Here is a 15,385-nt window from a genome sequence, read left to right as displayed (position 1 = left end):
TCTGCAGAAATGGTAGAATGGAGTTTGGAGATTTTTTAATGAGAGGACGGTGCTTAGCATGACAGACCTTCTAAATGATCGGCTTCCTCCGCAAAATATAGAAGCCGAACAAGCCGTGTTAGGCGCTATTTTTTTACAGCCGTCTGCTTTAACACTGGCTTCAGAAGTATTGATTCCAGATGATTTTTATAGAATGTCCCACCAAAAAATCTATAATGCGATGCTGGTGCTCGGAGACCGAGGTGAACCGGTTGATCTAGTGACGGTTACATCAGAGCTTGCGAACACAGACCTGCTGGAAGAAGTGGGCGGCATTTCGTATCTGACAGATATCGCAAACTCGGTGCCGACAGCGGCTAACATAGAATATTACGCGAAAATCGTTGAGGAAAAGTCGATTCTTCGCCGATTGATCAGAACAGCGACAACCATTGCTCAAGACGGGTATACCCGTGAGGATGAGGTTGAGGATTTACTCAGTGAAGCGGAAAAAACGATTATGGAAGTGGCGCAGCGCAAAAATACGAGTGCCTTCCAAAATATTAAGGACGTCCTTGTCCAAACATATGACAATATCGAACAGCTTCACAATCGAAAAGGCGATATCACGGGGATTCCGACAGGATTTACTGAGCTTGACCGGATGACTGCCGGGTTCCAGCGCAACGACTTGATCATTGTGGCTGCCCGTCCGTCAGTGGGAAAAACAGCCTTTGCCCTGAACATCGCACAAAACGTGGCAACCAAGACCGACGAGAGCGTAGCGATTTTCAGTCTAGAGATGGGGGCAGAGCAGCTCGTTATGCGTATGCTCTGTGCCGAGGGAAATATCAATGCCCAGAATCTCCGTACCGGCAACCTGACGGAAGAGGATTGGGGCAAGCTGACGATGGCGATGGGAAGCCTGTCGAACAGCGGGATTTACATTGATGATACGCCGGGGATCCGCGTGAGTGAAATCCGCGCCAAGTGCCGCCGCTTGAAGCAGGAAAGCGGACTTGGCATGATTTTGATCGACTATCTGCAATTGATTCAGGGAAGCGGACGTTCAAAGGATAACCGTCAGCAGGAAGTATCAGAAATTTCCCGTGAACTGAAGTCGATCGCCAGGGAGCTGCAAGTCCCTGTTATCGCGCTTTCTCAGCTTTCCCGGGGCGTTGAGCAGCGTCAGGATAAACGTCCGATGATGTCTGATATCCGGGAATCAGGAAGTATCGAGCAGGACGCGGATATTGTTGCGTTCCTTTATCGTGATGACTACTATGACAAAGAAACCGAGAATAAAAATATTATCGAAATCATTATTGCCAAACAGCGTAACGGCCCGGTAGGAACCGTGTCTCTTGCGTTCGTAAAAGAATACAATAAATTCGTCAACCTGGAACGGCGTTTTGATGACGCAGGTGTTCCTCCCGGCGCATAAACCCCAAGAGCTGATCTTGGGGTTTTTTCATTCAAAGGATTGAAGAAATATCGTCCGCTCAGCGGATGAAAAATTGAAAGCGTTTTAATAAAATGGTGCAAAAAGGAGATGGTAATATGGGAAATCGTTTTTTATATTTTCATGCAGCGCAAATCCGGATTGCGCGGCACACGAACCAGCTTAATGAAATCATTCGTTTTTATGAAGAAGGGCTGGGCTTGAAACGAATAGGAGCGTTTTCGGAGCATAATGGGTATGACGGTGTCATGTTCGGCCTCCCTCATGCCGATTATCATCTCGAATTCACCCAGCATGAGGAGGAAAGCAGTGCCCCTGTTCCTCACCCCGACAGCCTCCTCGTTTTTTATGTGCCGAATGCGGATGAACTGACAGCGATCACTTCAAGGCTGAGACACATGGGCTATCAAGAGGTCGAATCTGAGAATCCGTACTGGAGCCATGGCGGCGTGACGATAGAGGATCCGGATGGCTGGCGAATCGTTTTTATGAATACAAATGGAATATCAGGTAAGTGATTCTTTTTTGTGCTAAAGGATGAAAGTTTCACGAGCTTTTTATAACAAAACGGTGAGAAAACGCTTATAAAACGAATGAAAGCGAACGAATATAGATTTACAATAATTTAATGTTCGGATTTACAATTGACTTTCTGTTTCTTCACTGATAAACTTGATTTGTTTGAATAGAATCGTTTTGAAAGGTTAACGGAGGTGCACGGACATGTCTTCAGTAGTTGTAGTAGGTACGCAATGGGGCGATGAAGGGAAAGGTAAAATCACAGATTTCCTGTCAGAAAATGCAGAAGTGATCGCCCGTTATCAAGGCGGAAATAACGCAGGGCATACAATCAAGTTTGACGGAATCACATACAAGCTTCACTTAATCCCGTCAGGAATTTTCTATAAGGATAAAACGTGTGTGATCGGAAACGGAATGGTTGTAGATCCGAAAGCATTAGTCACAGAGCTTGCGTATCTTCATGAGCGCAACGTCAGTACAGATAACCTGAGAATCAGCAACAGAGCTCATGTCATTCTGCCGTATCATTTGAAATTGGATGAGGTGGAAGAAGAGCGCAAAGGGGCCAACAAGATCGGCACAACGAAAAAAGGGATCGGCCCTGCTTACATGGATAAAGCAGCCCGCATCGGAATTCGCATCGCGGATTTGTTAGACCGTGACGCGTTTGCGGAGAAGCTTGAACGCAATCTTGAAGAAAAAAACCGTCTGCTTGAGAAAATGTATGAGACAGATGGATTTAAAATTGAGGATATCTTAGACGAATATTATGAGTACGGCCAGCAGATTAAAAAGTATGTTTGCGATACATCTGTTGTCTTAAATGATGCTCTTGATGAAGGGCGCCGTGTATTGTTTGAAGGCGCGCAAGGGGTTATGCTCGATATTGACCAAGGAACATACCCGTTTGTTACGTCATCTAACCCGGTTGCCGGCGGTGTCACGATCGGTTCTGGTGTCGGCCCGACCAAAATCCAGCACGTTGTCGGTGTATCAAAAGCATATACGACTCGTGTCGGTGACGGTCCTTTCCCGACTGAACTGAAAGATGAAATCGGCGATCAAATCCGTGAAGTCGGACGCGAATATGGAACAACAACAGGCCGTCCGCGCCGTGTCGGCTGGTTTGACAGCGTTGTTGTCCGCCACGCCCGCCGTGTGAGCGGAATTACAGATCTTTCTTTGAACTCAATCGACGTTTTAACAGGAATTGAAACGCTGAAAATCTGTGTGGCGTACCGCTACAAAGGCGAAATCATTGAAGAATTCCCAGCAAGCCTTAAAGCACTTGCTGAATGTGAGCCGGTATATGAAGAAATGCCGGGCTGGACTGAGGATATCACAGGTGCGAAGAGCTTGAGCGAGCTTCCGGAAAACGCGCGCCACTATCTTGAGCGTGTGTCTCAGCTGACAGGCATTCCGCTTTCTATTTTCTCTGTCGGTCCAGACCGTTCACAAACAAATGTCCTTCGCAGCGTGTACCGCGCGAACTAAATAGAATATGCTTGCAAGCCCCTGATATAGGGGCTTGTTTTTTGTTTGAAAGCCGCAGATAAGTTGGTCTGAGAAAAAAATATGAAAAAAAACCAAAAAAGTTATTGCCACTTCTATTTGTTCGTGATATTATAAATCTCGTTGTTACGGAAACTGCTTCAATAGAGTACAAGATGAGAACATAATCCAAGTCGTTTGCTCTATGGAAATTCCGACATCTTAAGAGCCATTAGCTCAGTTGGTAGAGCATCTGACTTTTAATCAGAGGGTCGAAGGTTCGAGTCCTTCATGGCTCACCATTTCGTGAAGGCCCGTTGGTCAAGCGGTTAAGACACCGCCCTTTCACGGCGGTAACACGGGTTCGAATCCCGTACGGGTCATTGATTTACTTTAGCGTTATTGCTAAATTCCTTATTTGTCTGTGAGAGCTGACACGACAGCTCTCCGGGCAATTACTGTAAGGTCCGGTAGTTCAGTTGGTTAGAATGCCTGCCTGTCACGCAGGAGGTCGCGGGTTCGAGTCCCGTCCGGACCGCCATTTTACTTTACTTAGTAGAGAAAAATAAAACATTTGGCTCGGTAGCTCAGTTGGTAGAGCAACGGACTGAAAATCCGTGTGTCGGCGGTTCGATTCCGTCCCGAGCCACTTACCAAACGCATCTGCAATCGTAGGTGCGTTTTTTCTTTTAGGAAAAAAGCAAACATGAGGAGTGTTATAATAGAAGAAAAAGGGAGAACCGGCCCTGCGGCCGGTTCAAAGAAGAAGACGTCATTGATAAAGACGCACTCCGGTGAGGGGAGGTTTCAGTAAAGTTATCTTTTTTAAAAAAAGTTGACCAGCATGACAAAAGATAAACAATTGGAGGATAAAGGTGAAACATGTGTTTTTTTCTAAACCTTTATTTTTTTTATCTTTTGACCTTAAACCGTTATAATAGACAAGGACCCATTGTTTACATGGGCCATAAGTGATGAAACGAATGTTATATAGATGAAATGAAGTTATTCGGCAGGAGGAAAATCAAAATGATGGATAAAAAGATCCTTGTAGTAGATGATGAAAAACCGATTGCAGATATATTGGAATTTAACTTAAGAAAAGAAGGCTATGAAGTGCACTGTGCCCACGACGGAAATGAAGCCGTTGAAATGGTAGAAGAGCTTCAGCCTGATTTAATTCTTTTAGATATTATGCTTCCTAATAAAGACGGCGTTGAAGTGTGCCGTGAAGTCAGAAAGAAATATGATATGCCGATCATTATGCTGACGGCAAAGGATTCAGAAATTGACAAGGTCATCGGGCTTGAAATCGGCGCTGATGACTATGTCACAAAACCATTCAGCACACGCGAGCTTCTGGCACGTGTAAAAGCGAACCTGCGCCGTCAGCTGACAACAGCGCCTGCGGAGGAAGAGTCGTCCTCTAACGAGATTCATATCGGCTCTCTCGTCATCTTCCCTGACGCGTATGTCGTATCAAAACGAGATGAAACAATCGAATTGACTCATCGTGAGTTCGAATTGCTTCATTATTTAGCAAAACATATCGGACAAGTGATGACACGTGAACATTTGCTTCAAACCGTTTGGGGATATGATTACTTTGGCGATGTCAGAACGGTTGACGTAACAGTCCGCCGGCTTCGTGAAAAAATCGAGGACAACCCGAGCCATCCAAATTGGATCGTCACACGCCGCGGCGTAGGTTATTACTTGAGAAACCCAGAACAGGACTAATGCCCATATGAATAAGGTTGGTTTTTTTCGGTCGATCCAATTTAAGATTACCTTGATTTATGTGCTTTTGATTATCATTGCAATGCAAATCATTGGTGTGTATTTTGTCAATCAGGTAGAGAAGTCGCTGATCAGCTCTTATGAACAATCGCTGAATCAGCGAATCGACAACCTTTCTTACTATATCGAACAAGAATATAAAAGCGATAATGACAGCACCGTCATCAAGGATGACGTCAGCCGTATTTTGAATGACTTCACGAAAAGTGATGAGGTTAGGGAAATTAGTTTTGTAGATAAAAGCTATGAAGTGGTCGGTTCTTCAAAACCGTATGGTGAGGAAGTTGCAGGGAAACAAACAACCGATCTGATCTTTAAAAGAATTTTTTCTACTAAACAATCGTATTTAAGAAAGTACTATGACCCGAAAAGCAAAATCAGAGTCCTCATTTCCGCGAAGCCCGTCATGACTGAAAACCAAGAGGTTGTCGGCGCGATCTATGTTGTTGCGAGTATGGAAGAGGTCTTTAATCAAATGAAGACCATCAACACGATACTGGCGTCCGGCACTGGTTTGGCACTCGTTTTGACGGCCCTTCTCGGTATTTTTCTGGCAAGAACCATTACCCACCCGCTTTCAGATATGAGAAAGCAGGCGATGGAGCTTGCGAAAGGGAACTTCTCGAGGAAGGTTAAAAAGTATGGGCATGATGAAATTGGGCAGCTTGCCACCACGTTTAATCACTTAACGAGAGAGCTTGAAGATGCCCAGGCGATGACAGAAGGAGAGCGCAGAAAGCTTGCCTCTGTAATTGCCTATATGACAGACGGCGTTATCGCAACAAACCGAAACGGAGCGATTATTCTCTTAAACAGCCCGGCGCTGGAGCTGCTGAACGTTTCACGTGAAACAGCCTTAGAAATGCCGATTACGAGCTTGCTGGGGATTCAAGAGAATTATACATTTGAAGATTTAGTGGAGCAGCAGGATTCTATGCTGCTTGAAATTGAGCGCGATGATCAATTAACGGTGCTTCGCGTGAATTTCTCTGTGATTCAGAGGGAACATGGCAAAATCGATGGTTTAATTGCTGTCATTTACGATGTAACCGAGCAAGAGAAAATGGATCAGGAACGCAGGGAATTCGTTGCGAATGTATCACACGAGCTGCGGACGCCGCTCACGACAATGCGAAGTTATTTGGAGGCGTTAGCTGAAGGCGCGTGGGAAAATAAAGACATTGCCCCGCGTTTCTTAATGGTGACGCAAAATGAAACAGAGCGTATGATCCGGCTTGTCAATGACCTGCTTCAGCTTTCGAAATTTGACAGCAAGGATTATCAATTCAACCGGGAATGGATTCAGATTGTCCGGTTTATGTCGCTTATTATTGACCGTTTTGAAATGACAAAAGAACAGCATGTGGAATTTATCCGCAATCTGCCGGACAGAAATCTGTACGTCGAGATTGACCAGGATAAAATTACCCAGGTGCTCGATAATATTATTTCCAACGCTTTAAAATACTCACCGGAAGGCGGACATGTCACGTTCTCCATTGATGTAAATGAAGAGGAAGAACTCCTCTATATCAGCGTCAAGGATGAAGGGATCGGAATTCCGAAAAAAGATGTCGAAAAAGTCTTTGACCGCTTCTACAGGGTTGATAAAGCGAGAACGAGAAAGCTTGGCGGCACCGGCCTGGGGCTGGCGATTGCAAGAGAAATGGTTCAGGCGCATGGCGGAGATATTTGGGCGGACAGCATAGAAGGAAAAGGCACGACGATTACATTTACTCTTCCATATAAAGAGGAACAAGAGGATGATTGGGATGAAGCGTGAAAATATAAAAACGATATTACTTACGGTACTCGTCGTCATCAGTCTTGTTTTTACGTGGGGGATATGGACGTTCCAGCCAAACTTTTCTGAAGGCTCATCATCAACAGAGTCTACTGTGCGTGAAAAGCATAAAATCGAAAAAAACACCCAAAAGCTGTCTGAAACGGTAAGGCCAAGGGAAATGTTTATCCATGATGACGGCGCTCATTATAAAGTGGAAGATGAAGCTCTCTATGAAGAAGTCTGGTCTGACTTGCCGCATTGGGATGTAAAAGGAATTAAAGATATCTCTGATCAGTATGACAAGGTTGGATTCAAGAGCTGGTTTTATGGAATAGGCGGTTATGAAGCGAAGCTTGACTTGCAATTCAGTGACACGATTCCTATTGATATATTCCAAACGCTGTTTAAATGGTCTAATCAGTCGTTTGAATACAGTTCGTTTGATCATATTCTGATTCCGTTCAATGAAACAAAAGCGAACAAGAAAATTTATTTGGTGTCTTACAGCAAACAGCTCATTCTGGAAGTGACCGTTGAATCGGCAAACTACCGGAACATTATGAACGACTTGGAAAACAGGCAATCAAACATGCCGGCGTACAGTTTGTTCTCAATTGGCTCTAAAAAAGAATTCCTGCTGCCGAACAAACCGCTTACGATGGACAAAAAAGAGTTTGTCACAGAATCGATTAAAACTAACACCTTTAAGCAGGCTTTGTTCAGCGATCCGAGCATTGTAAGGGAAGATTCGAATTACAACAACAGAAATGTCCTGACAGATGGGATCAGCCGGTTAGATGTGAATCTAAGCCAGCGCCAGGTGCAATTCCAGCAGCGCAATTTAGTGCAGAGCACATCCTATCAAACAGGTGAATTAATCAAAAAGAGTCAAAAATACCTTGAGGATACGGGAAGCTGGACGGATCACTATCAATTTTTCAATATCAATGACAGCCAGCAGCTGAGCTTCTATATCTTTATGGATCAGATGCCGGTCATTAACAGCACCGCCAAACCGTTCGGAGCGACATCGGCGATTACGGTGCAGTGGGCGAACGATGATATTCTCAGCTATAAGCGGCCGAATTACAGTCTCGGAACGAACCCGATTAAAACAAGTGAGACAGAGCTGATGAGCGGCAGCGAGGTGAAGATGCTGCTTGCCAAACAAACCGCTTATGATACGGACAAAATTGATCAGATCTTCCTTGCTTATCAATTGGTATCAACATCAACCAACGATGATCCTCTTGTTGAACTGGAACCGGTCTGGGCGATGAAAGTAAATGGAAAAATTGTGCCGATCACAAAGGATTTATTGATGAAGGAGGGGGCAAACAGTGGAGTGGAATAAGACAAAATCAATCTTCATCGTTGCCTTCCTCATTTTAGATATTTTCTTAGGCTATCAGTTTTTTCAAAAATGGCAGGCGACCAGCAAGGAATATGAGGTCATTAAAAATGATGTCGAGCATGATATGAAGGCCGACCATATCACGTATGAAGGCCTGAATAAGGAAGCGACAGAAGGCTACCGGATCACAGCAAATCAAAAGACCTTCACCAAGGAGGAAATTGAGGCGCTGAAGGATCAAAAGCCTTTGATGGACATGCCTAGTGATGATCATAAAGTAACGAGCCTGAAAATGAAGTTCACGAATCCGATCGCCCTATCAAAGAAGAATATCGAGGACGATGCTCAGACGCTTGTTTCTTCGAAAATCCAAGACGGCGAAAAATATAAGCTTTGGAAGGTTGATAAATCGAAGAAAGAAATTGTTTTCTTCCAAACGTATGAAGGTCATTATATTTACCAGAAGACCGACAATTCCTCTAATATGATCGGGCAAGTGGTGCTGCACTTAAACGCTAAAAACGAGGTTGTGTCGTACGACCAGACAACGCTTGAGACCTTTAAGCAAATTCAGAAAGAAAGCTTAATCACTGAAATGGATGCGGTTGAGCTATTGTACTATCAAAATCAATTAAAAGAATACAGCACTGTGAAGAGCTGTAAATTCGGCTACGTAGCACAATATCCGCTGACAAGTACGCAGGTGCTGGCACCGGTATGGAGAATTACGGTCGAGTACGATAAAAAGGTGAACGGTGAGAAAAAGACAGTACAAGAGTATTTTACTGTGAATGCTTTGGAGAGTACGATTTTAGATACAGATCAATGAAAATAATGGAGTGAACAGACATGAGCTTGCAATTTAGCGTACTTGCGAGCGGGAGTACGGGAAATGCGTTTTACCTCGAAACAGAGGATCACGCATTTTTAGTGGACGCCGGTTTGAGCGGGAAAGCCATGGATGGACTGATGGCGCAGATCGGGCGTAAGCTGGATGATGTAGACGGCATTTTTGTGACGCATGAGCATAGTGACCATATTAAGGGACTCGGTGTGGTCGCCAGAAAGTACAAGCTTCCGATTTATGCGAATGAGAAGACATGGAAAGCGATGGAGAACCATATCGGCAAAATAGACACCGATCAAAAATTTGTGTTTCCGATGGAGACGGTGAAGTCGTTCGGCGGACTTGACGTGGAATCGTTTGGCGTCTCTCACGACGCGGCGGAACCCATGTTTTATGTATTCCATTATAACGGCCGAAAGCTCGCATTAATGACAGATACGGGATACGTCAGCGACCGGATGAAAGGGATCATCCGGTCAGCGAATGTGTTTGTGTTTGAAAGCAATCACGATGTCGGTATGCTGCAAATGGGAAGATACCCGTGGAGCATTAAGCGGCGGATTTTAAGTGACGTGGGGCACGTTTCAAATGAAGATGCTGCCTTGGCGATGACCGATGTCATTGGCGATGAGACGTCACGAATTTACTTGGCACATTTGAGCCAGGACAACAACATGAAGGAGCTGGCGAGAATGTCTGTGCAGCAGACATTAGCTTCTAAAGGGTTTGTGACGGGTGAGACATTTGATTTGTATGACACCGATCCGAAGAAGGCCACGCCGCTTTGCGCTGTATAATTTTTCTATGTAAATCATGACTATTATAGGAGTTTCTAACCCACAATATAACCATATTAACGTTCTTGGAAAGGATGGAATATGGTGGATTACGATCGTGAGGAAGAACATACTACTCCTGAACAGCCAAAGAGAAGCAAAAAAGGATATTTCCTTTCTAGTCTGATTGGCGTGATTGTCGGTGCCGTATTAATGGCGTTTATCATGCCGTACCTGTCAAATGAAGGGTTAGATACGGGCGCCTTAGATCAGCAGCAGAACAACAATGGCCAAGAATCAATCAGGACGGTGAATGTCAGTGTCAACAACGCCGTCACCAAGATTGTCAGCAATGTGTCGCCCGCCGTTGTCGGTGTTGTGAACATCCAAAAATCAGATATTTGGGGAGAGAGCGGCGAGGCTGGGAGCGGCTCAGGCGTCATCTATAAGAAAAATGACAACTCTGCTTATGTCGTGACCAACCATCATGTTATCGAGGGCGCTTCCCAAATTGAAATCAGCCTGAAAGATGGCTCGCGTGTATCGGCTGACCTTGTCGGCAGCGACCAGCTGATGGACCTGGCTGTTTTACGGGTGAAAAGCAATAAAATAAAAGCAGTCGCCGACTTCGGAAATTCAGATAAAGTGAAATCAGGGGAGCCGGTTATTGCGATTGGCAACCCGTTAGGCCTTGAGTTTGCAGGCTCTGTCACACAGGGGGTCATCTCAGGTACGGAGAGGGCAATTCCAGTGGATTCAAACGATGACGGACAGCCTGACTGGAACGCAGAAGTCCTGCAAACAGATGCGGCCATTAACCCTGGGAACAGCGGCGGCGCTTTGTTAAATATGGACGGGAAAGTCATTGGCATCAATTCAATGAAAATTGCCGAGTCGGCGGTTGAAGGGATTGGCCTGTCGATTCCGTCTAAGCTTGTGATTCCGGTGATAGAGGATCTGGAGAAATATGGCGAAGTCAAACGACCGTTCCTTGGCATTGAAATGAAATCGCTAAGCGACATCGCAAGCTATCATTGGGATGAAACACTGAAGCTTCCTAAGGATGTCACCAATGGCGCGGTTGTGATGGGTGTCGACGCCTTTTCACCTGCCGGAAAAGCAGGGCTTAAGGAACTGGATGTCATCACGGAATTTGACGGACACAAAGTAAATGATATTGTTGATCTGCGGAAACGGCTTTATCAGAAAAAAGTCGGTGACCGGGTGAAGGTGAGGTTTTACCGCGGCGGAAAAGAAAAATCCGTTGATATTAAGCTCTCCTCCGCAGACCAATTAGGAAGTTAACAAAAGCAGTCTGGCACCGTTGCCAGACTGCTTTTTCATGCAAAAAAACTGAACGAGGGTCAGCCCGTTCAGTTGAAAAAGGATATATCGAATATGAAGAAAAATACAAGATGGGTGTTACACGTGAAACAGCAGGCAATGCCTGTCAGCTGCAAATGCTTCCGTTTTCAGCGTTTACTTTAATGGTTTGTTCCGTGTGGTTGCTAACTGAGATTTTAATGATGTACACATAGATGCCATTTTCTTTCTTCAATGCAGAAGATTTTACTGTGCCTTTGCATTTGTTCAGCGCAATGCTTTGAGCTTTTGCTTTTGTGATTGCGGCTTGTTTGTTTTCAACGTGATGTTTGACGACTTTTCCGCTGCTGCAGTTGACGTTGAAGGTGTGAACTTTGCCGTCCTCACCGAGCACTTTAATGACATAGACATAAACGCCGTCTGCTTTCTTCATTTGTGCTGATTGAACCGCGCCTTTGCAGTTGTGTAATGCCACAGTTTTCGCTTTAGAAAGCGTAATAGAAGCCTGCTGCTGTGTTTGGACTTTAGCAGTGTCCTCTTTATGCAGAACAGCCGCGTGTGCGGAAGATAAAGAACTGATTGAGATAACAGCGCCTAAAGCAGCTGCTGATAATATTTTCACATTCATTTTTACGTCCTCCTTAGATGATGATGTAAAAAGAACTGAACGCGGGTCACGCACGTTCAGTTTAAAAGAGTATTTAGAAAAAGGTAGACATGAACTTAGAACTTCGTGTTAAAACAAGACTGGTGTTACACGTTGAATTGCAGTTGTTTCACTGCTGGCAAGTATCAATTTTTATTTGCAAATGCTTCCGTTTTCAGCGTTCACTTTCACTGTTTGCTCAGTGTGGTTTTGTGCAGTGATTTTAATCACGTAAACGTATTTACCGTTTTCTTTCTTCAAAGCAGAAGATTTCACTGTTCCTTTGCATTTGTTTAGGGCAATGTTATGTGCTTTTGTTTTCGTAATGGCTGCGTTTTTCTTTTGCACTTCTTGTTTTACGATTTTACCGCTGTCACAGTTGACATGGATTGTATGAGTACTGCCATCTTCGCCAAGCACTTTTACAACGTAGATGTAAACGCCATTTTCTTTCTTCAGATCAGAAGATTGAACTGCGCCTTTGTATTTGTTCAGTGCGATTTGATGCGCTTTTGTTTTTGAAATATGTGCTTGTTTCTTTTGCTCGTGTTTTGCGACTTTGCCGTTTTCTCCATTGATATGGAACGTGTGAAGGCTGCCGTCTTCACCCATTACTTTCACGACATAAACGTAAACGCCGTTCTCTTTCTTCAGTTCAGAAGATTGAACCGCACCATTGCAGCTTTTCAAAGCAATAGAATGTGCTTTTGATTTGCTGATGTAGCTTTGTTTCTTTTGAATGTCATGCTTCACAACTTTTCCGCTGTCGCAGTTGACGTTCATCGTATGCTGTTTGCCGTCCTCACCGAGAACTTTGACAACATATACGTAAGTGCCGTTCACTTTCTTCATTTGGGCAGATTGAACAGTACCTTTGCATTTGTTCAAAGCAACTTGTTTTGCTTTTGCTATTGTGATGGAAGCCTGCTGCTTCGTCTCGACCTTCGCTGATGTATCATCCTTTTGAATGACAGCGGCATGAGCGGAAGTTAAAGAACTGATTGAAAGAATCGTTCCCAGCGCGGCTCCTGATAAAACTTTAGTGATATTCATGTGTTGTTCCTCCTTTGATTTCATTGTTGGCTGAACCAACTAAGGCAATTGTATAGGCCGAAGCTGAAAATCAAATGAGGGCTGGCTGAAAACTTGCTGAATTCAGCTGATTTTTAGGGAAGATTCAGTTGGTTTTCAGATAAAAACGAATAATAGGAGGGGAAGGGAAAAAACTAATCAGAGGTTTATGCCAACTAAGGAGAGAGCACAGCATGAATAGGATGAAAGGCATCAAGATTTTGCTCGTGGACGATGAACCGGCGATATTAGATTTTTTGACAATGGGACTTGAAAATGAAAGCTTTGAAGTCAAGACCGCGGCTGACGGAATGACAGCAATGAACATCGCAAAAACATTTCAGCCGCATGTGGCCATCCTGGATGTGATGATGCCCGGAATGGATGGACTGGAAGTATCGAGAATGATGAAAAAAAACGGCCATACCGCCGTTATTATGCTTACGGCAAAGGATGAGGTGGGGGTTCGGGTAAAAGCGCTGACAGAGGGCGCTGATGATTATATGATCAAACCCTTCAGCTTTGAAGAGCTGCTGGCGCGTATCTATGCAAGAATTCGGGATCACTTCCCTAACCTGTTCGAAGAAGTGGCGCTCGGCCCGTTTCGGATTGACGACCGGCGCAGAGAAATCCGTTATCAGGAAGAGGTGCTGAAGCTTTCGGCAACGGAATACGAGCTGCTGAAATTTTTGGTGTTGAATCACGGCCTTGTGCTCAGTAAAGCGAGGATTCTGGATAAAGTATGGGGCTATGACTTTTACGGGGAAGAAAATATTGTCGAAGTGTACATCCGTTCCTTACGGGAAAAATTGAATGACAAAACGCATGAAGTGATCCGAACGGTACGGGGCGCGGGCTATCGGGTGGATATTGAATGAAAAAACGATTCAAAACGCTTCGCTTTCAGCTTTTATTCCGCTCGTTGTGCATTCTTGTTCTTCTATTGGTGTTTGTAGGCGCCATGCAATATGTGTTTGGAAAACGCCTTTTATATGAAAACCGCGCTGTCAGCATTCAAAGTTATATCAACTCGACGGAGCCGACCATATGGAAAAACATTGAAAGATACAAAAGCAATCCCGACGGCTCGCACAAGTCAGATGGTGCTGTCCGTCCCGCCTTTATTTATCCGGGTGTGACAATTGTTTTTATCGATAAAAAAACAAAAGCCAGTACGGTATTGTCGACGGACCCATATGCGGGAGCACCGCCAACATTTAAAAAAAGTGTATATGACGAGGCATTGAAAGACACGATGGCCTTGCATTACAGAATCACGAAAAATGAAGCAGGCGAGGAAGCGCTGGTTGTGTTTCAGGCTATTAATATTGATGGAAAAGAAGCAGGCGTGATCCAAATGAGTGCTTTAACAGCACCGCTGAAGGATGTGCTGCTCCGGCAAATCAGTATTTACTCCACGCTCTCGCTCGTCGCGCTCCTGCTCGGGCTTTTTACATTCCTGCCCGTGGTCAGACATACGCTCAAACCGTTATCACAAATGGTACATATGATGGGGCATATCAATGCGGGAAATTTGAATAAAAGACTTCCTGTTTATCGAAAACAAATGGAAATCGATACGCTTGCCATTTCGTTTAATCGCATGCTGGAGCGGATTGAAACGTCATTCAAAGCAGAAAAAGAAGCGAAGGAGCGCATCCGGCAATTTGTATCAGACGCTTCGCATGAGCTGAGAACGCCTTTAACGTCCATACACGGCTTTATAGAAGTGCTGCTGCGGGGCGCAGCGCTTCAGCCGGAGCAGAGAGAAAGAGCGCTCAATAGTATGTATGAAGAATCGAAGAGAGCCACTCGGCTGATAGAGGATCTGCTGTTTCTTGCAAAAATCGATCGGGTGCCGAGCTTTGAAATGAAGAGAGGCGATCTCGATTCGCTCATAAGGGAAATGGAGCCGCAGCTCAGTCTGCTTGCGAAAGAAAGAAAACTGCAGCTGCTGCTTGAGGATCATGCTGAAGCGGTGTTTGACGGGGATAAAATGAAACAGGTCATTTTGAATTTGGTTTACAACGCGGTGCAGTATACGGATGAGAAAACCGGTGCCATCACCATCTCGCTGCAAAAAAACGATGATGGCGTCATGCTGATGATAGCGGACAACGGCACAGGCATCGCACCGGAGCACTTGCCGCATTTATTTGACCGGTTTTACAGGGCAGACCCATCCCGTTCCCGAAAATATGGAGGTTCGGGACTGGGGCTTGCCATTACAAAGTCGATTATCGACAGCCATAATGGGACGATTGACGTCAAAAGTGAAATCGGCAGAGGCACTGTTTTTCTGATCAGGCTTCCTGCCGCAGAATAGGG

Annotated in this window: 13 protein-coding genes, 4 tRNA genes and 1 pseudogene; 16 read left to right on the top strand and 2 right to left on the bottom strand. The window is 44.8% G+C overall.

The window, feature by feature from the left end; all coding sequences use genetic code 11:
* The first annotated feature begins 58 nt into the window (after positions 1 to 58).
* The 14 genes and pseudogenes from dnaB to M1M80_RS21120 all read left to right on the top strand — a co-directional run.
* On the top strand, positions 59 to 1,423 hold the full coding sequence (gene dnaB / locus M1M80_RS21185) for a replicative DNA helicase (RefSeq protein WP_003226923.1): 1,365 nt from the start codon (positions 59 to 61) through the stop codon (positions 1,421 to 1,423).
* A gap of 116 nt (positions 1,424 to 1,539) precedes the next feature.
* Positions 1,540 to 1,959, top strand: a complete 420-nt coding sequence (locus M1M80_RS21180) for a VOC family protein (RefSeq protein ID WP_060399939.1) — start codon at positions 1,540 to 1,542, stop codon at positions 1,957 to 1,959.
* Between the two features lie 205 nt (positions 1,960 to 2,164).
* Entirely contained in the window at positions 2,165 to 3,457 is a 1,293-nt protein-coding gene (gene purA, locus M1M80_RS21175; protein WP_003236530.1) for an adenylosuccinate synthase, read from the top strand.
* A gap of 223 nt (positions 3,458 to 3,680) precedes the next feature.
* Positions 3,681 to 3,756: transfer RNA gene (locus tag M1M80_RS21170), tRNA-Lys, on the top strand.
* A gap of 9 nt (positions 3,757 to 3,765) precedes the next feature.
* Positions 3,766 to 3,837 (top strand) — tRNA-Glu (locus M1M80_RS21165).
* Between the two features lie 81 nt (positions 3,838 to 3,918).
* Positions 3,919 to 3,995: transfer RNA gene (locus tag M1M80_RS21160), tRNA-Asp, on the top strand.
* A gap of 35 nt (positions 3,996 to 4,030) precedes the next feature.
* Positions 4,031 to 4,103, top strand: a tRNA-Phe gene (locus M1M80_RS21155).
* Between the two features lie 383 nt (positions 4,104 to 4,486).
* Positions 4,487 to 5,194, top strand: a complete 708-nt coding sequence (walR, locus tag M1M80_RS21150; protein WP_032731843.1) for a cell wall metabolism DNA-binding response regulator WalR — start codon at positions 4,487 to 4,489, stop codon at positions 5,192 to 5,194.
* A 7-nt stretch (positions 5,195 to 5,201) separates the two neighbouring features.
* Positions 5,202 to 7,037, top strand: coding sequence for a cell wall metabolism sensor histidine kinase WalK (gene walK / locus M1M80_RS21145; protein ID WP_003236524.1), 1,836 nt, complete (start codon positions 5,202 to 5,204; stop codon positions 7,035 to 7,037).
* Positions 7,027 to 8,394 carry a WalRK two-component regulatory system regulator WalH gene (walH, locus tag M1M80_RS21140; RefSeq protein WP_060400078.1) on the top strand — a complete coding sequence of 456 codons (1,368 nt, stop codon included), beginning with the start codon at positions 7,027 to 7,029 and terminating at the stop codon, positions 8,392 to 8,394. Before walK ends, walH begins: the two co-directional genes overlap by 11 nt.
* Positions 8,381 to 9,223: a WalRK two-component regulatory system regulator WalI gene (walI, locus tag M1M80_RS21135; RefSeq protein ID WP_003236521.1), complete on the top strand. Its 843-nt coding sequence runs from the start codon at positions 8,381 to 8,383 to the stop codon at positions 9,221 to 9,223. Before walH ends, walI begins: the two co-directional genes overlap by 14 nt.
* A gap of 20 nt (positions 9,224 to 9,243) precedes the next feature.
* The gene (locus M1M80_RS21130) at positions 9,244 to 10,038 is read left to right on the top strand and encodes an MBL fold metallo-hydrolase (protein ID WP_003236518.1); all 795 of its coding nucleotides are present in this window, start codon (positions 9,244 to 9,246) and stop codon (positions 10,036 to 10,038) included.
* Positions 10,039 to 10,119: 81 nt separating this feature from the next.
* Complete coding sequence (gene htrC, locus M1M80_RS21125) at positions 10,120 to 11,322, top strand: serine protease HtrC (protein ID WP_003236516.1); 1,203 nt, start codon at positions 10,120 to 10,122, stop codon at positions 11,320 to 11,322.
* Between the two features lie 19 nt (positions 11,323 to 11,341).
* Positions 11,342 to 11,465 (top strand): annotated as a pseudogene (locus M1M80_RS21120) (hypothetical protein); the annotation flags it as partial.
* A 2-nt stretch (positions 11,466 to 11,467) separates the two neighbouring features.
* Here the strand turns inward: M1M80_RS21120 and M1M80_RS21115 are convergent.
* Both M1M80_RS21115 and M1M80_RS21110 read right to left on the bottom strand, forming a co-directional pair.
* Positions 11,468 to 11,968 (bottom strand): PepSY domain-containing protein, encoded by a 501-nt coding sequence (locus M1M80_RS21115; RefSeq protein ID WP_060399938.1) that lies wholly within the window; start codon positions 11,966 to 11,968, stop codon positions 11,468 to 11,470.
* 171 nt (positions 11,969 to 12,139) lie between these two features.
* Positions 12,140 to 13,039, bottom strand: a complete 900-nt coding sequence (locus M1M80_RS21110; RefSeq protein WP_060399937.1) for a PepSY domain-containing protein — start codon at positions 13,037 to 13,039, stop codon at positions 12,140 to 12,142.
* A gap of 212 nt (positions 13,040 to 13,251) precedes the next feature.
* Between M1M80_RS21110 and M1M80_RS21105 the strand changes: the two genes are divergently transcribed.
* Both M1M80_RS21105 and M1M80_RS21100 read left to right on the top strand, forming a co-directional pair.
* Complete coding sequence (locus tag M1M80_RS21105) at positions 13,252 to 13,935, top strand: response regulator transcription factor (protein ID WP_060399936.1); 684 nt, start codon at positions 13,252 to 13,254, stop codon at positions 13,933 to 13,935.
* A complete protein-coding gene (locus M1M80_RS21100) occupies positions 13,932 to 15,383 on the top strand; it encodes a sensor histidine kinase (RefSeq protein WP_104010204.1) in 1,452 nt (483 codons plus the stop codon). Before M1M80_RS21105 ends, M1M80_RS21100 begins: the two co-directional genes overlap by 4 nt.
* The last annotated feature ends 2 nt before the right edge of the window (positions 15,384 to 15,385 follow it).

Source organism: Bacillus inaquosorum (assembly GCF_023238325.1).
In the GTDB taxonomy this organism is placed as follows: Bacteria; Bacillota; Bacilli; order Bacillales; family Bacillaceae; genus Bacillus; species Bacillus inaquosorum.
The sequence above is the reverse complement of the archived record's forward strand: the minus strand, read 5'-3'. Positions and strand labels throughout refer to the sequence as shown.

Bases quoted from the DNA above. Each gene is read 5' to 3' on its own strand.
- dnaB (WP_003226923.1), top strand. From the start codon at position 59: ATGACAGACCTTCTAAATGATCGGCTTCCTCCGCAAAATATAGAAGCC.
- M1M80_RS21180 (WP_060399939.1), top strand. From the start codon at position 1,540: ATGGGAAATCGTTTTTTATATTTTCATGCAGCGCAAATCCGGATTGCG.
- purA (WP_003236530.1), top strand. From the start codon at position 2,165: ATGTCTTCAGTAGTTGTAGTAGGTACGCAATGGGGCGATGAAGGGAAA.
- walR (WP_032731843.1), top strand. From the start codon at position 4,487: ATGGATAAAAAGATCCTTGTAGTAGATGATGAAAAACCGATTGCAGAT.
- walK (WP_003236524.1), top strand. From the start codon at position 5,202: ATGAATAAGGTTGGTTTTTTTCGGTCGATCCAATTTAAGATTACCTTG.
- walH (WP_060400078.1), top strand. From the start codon at position 7,027: ATGAAGCGTGAAAATATAAAAACGATATTACTTACGGTACTCGTCGTC.
- M1M80_RS21130 (WP_003236518.1), top strand. From the start codon at position 9,244: ATGAGCTTGCAATTTAGCGTACTTGCGAGCGGGAGTACGGGAAATGCG.
- htrC (WP_003236516.1), top strand. From the start codon at position 10,120: ATGGTGGATTACGATCGTGAGGAAGAACATACTACTCCTGAACAGCCA.
- M1M80_RS21115 (WP_060399938.1), bottom strand. From the start codon at position 11,968: ATGAATGTGAAAATATTATCAGCAGCTGCTTTAGGCGCTGTTATCTCA.
- M1M80_RS21110 (WP_060399937.1), bottom strand. From the start codon at position 13,039: ATGAATATCACTAAAGTTTTATCAGGAGCCGCGCTGGGAACGATTCTT.
- M1M80_RS21105 (WP_060399936.1), top strand. From the start codon at position 13,252: ATGAATAGGATGAAAGGCATCAAGATTTTGCTCGTGGACGATGAACCG.
- M1M80_RS21100 (WP_104010204.1), top strand. From the start codon at position 13,932: ATGAAAAAACGATTCAAAACGCTTCGCTTTCAGCTTTTATTCCGCTCG.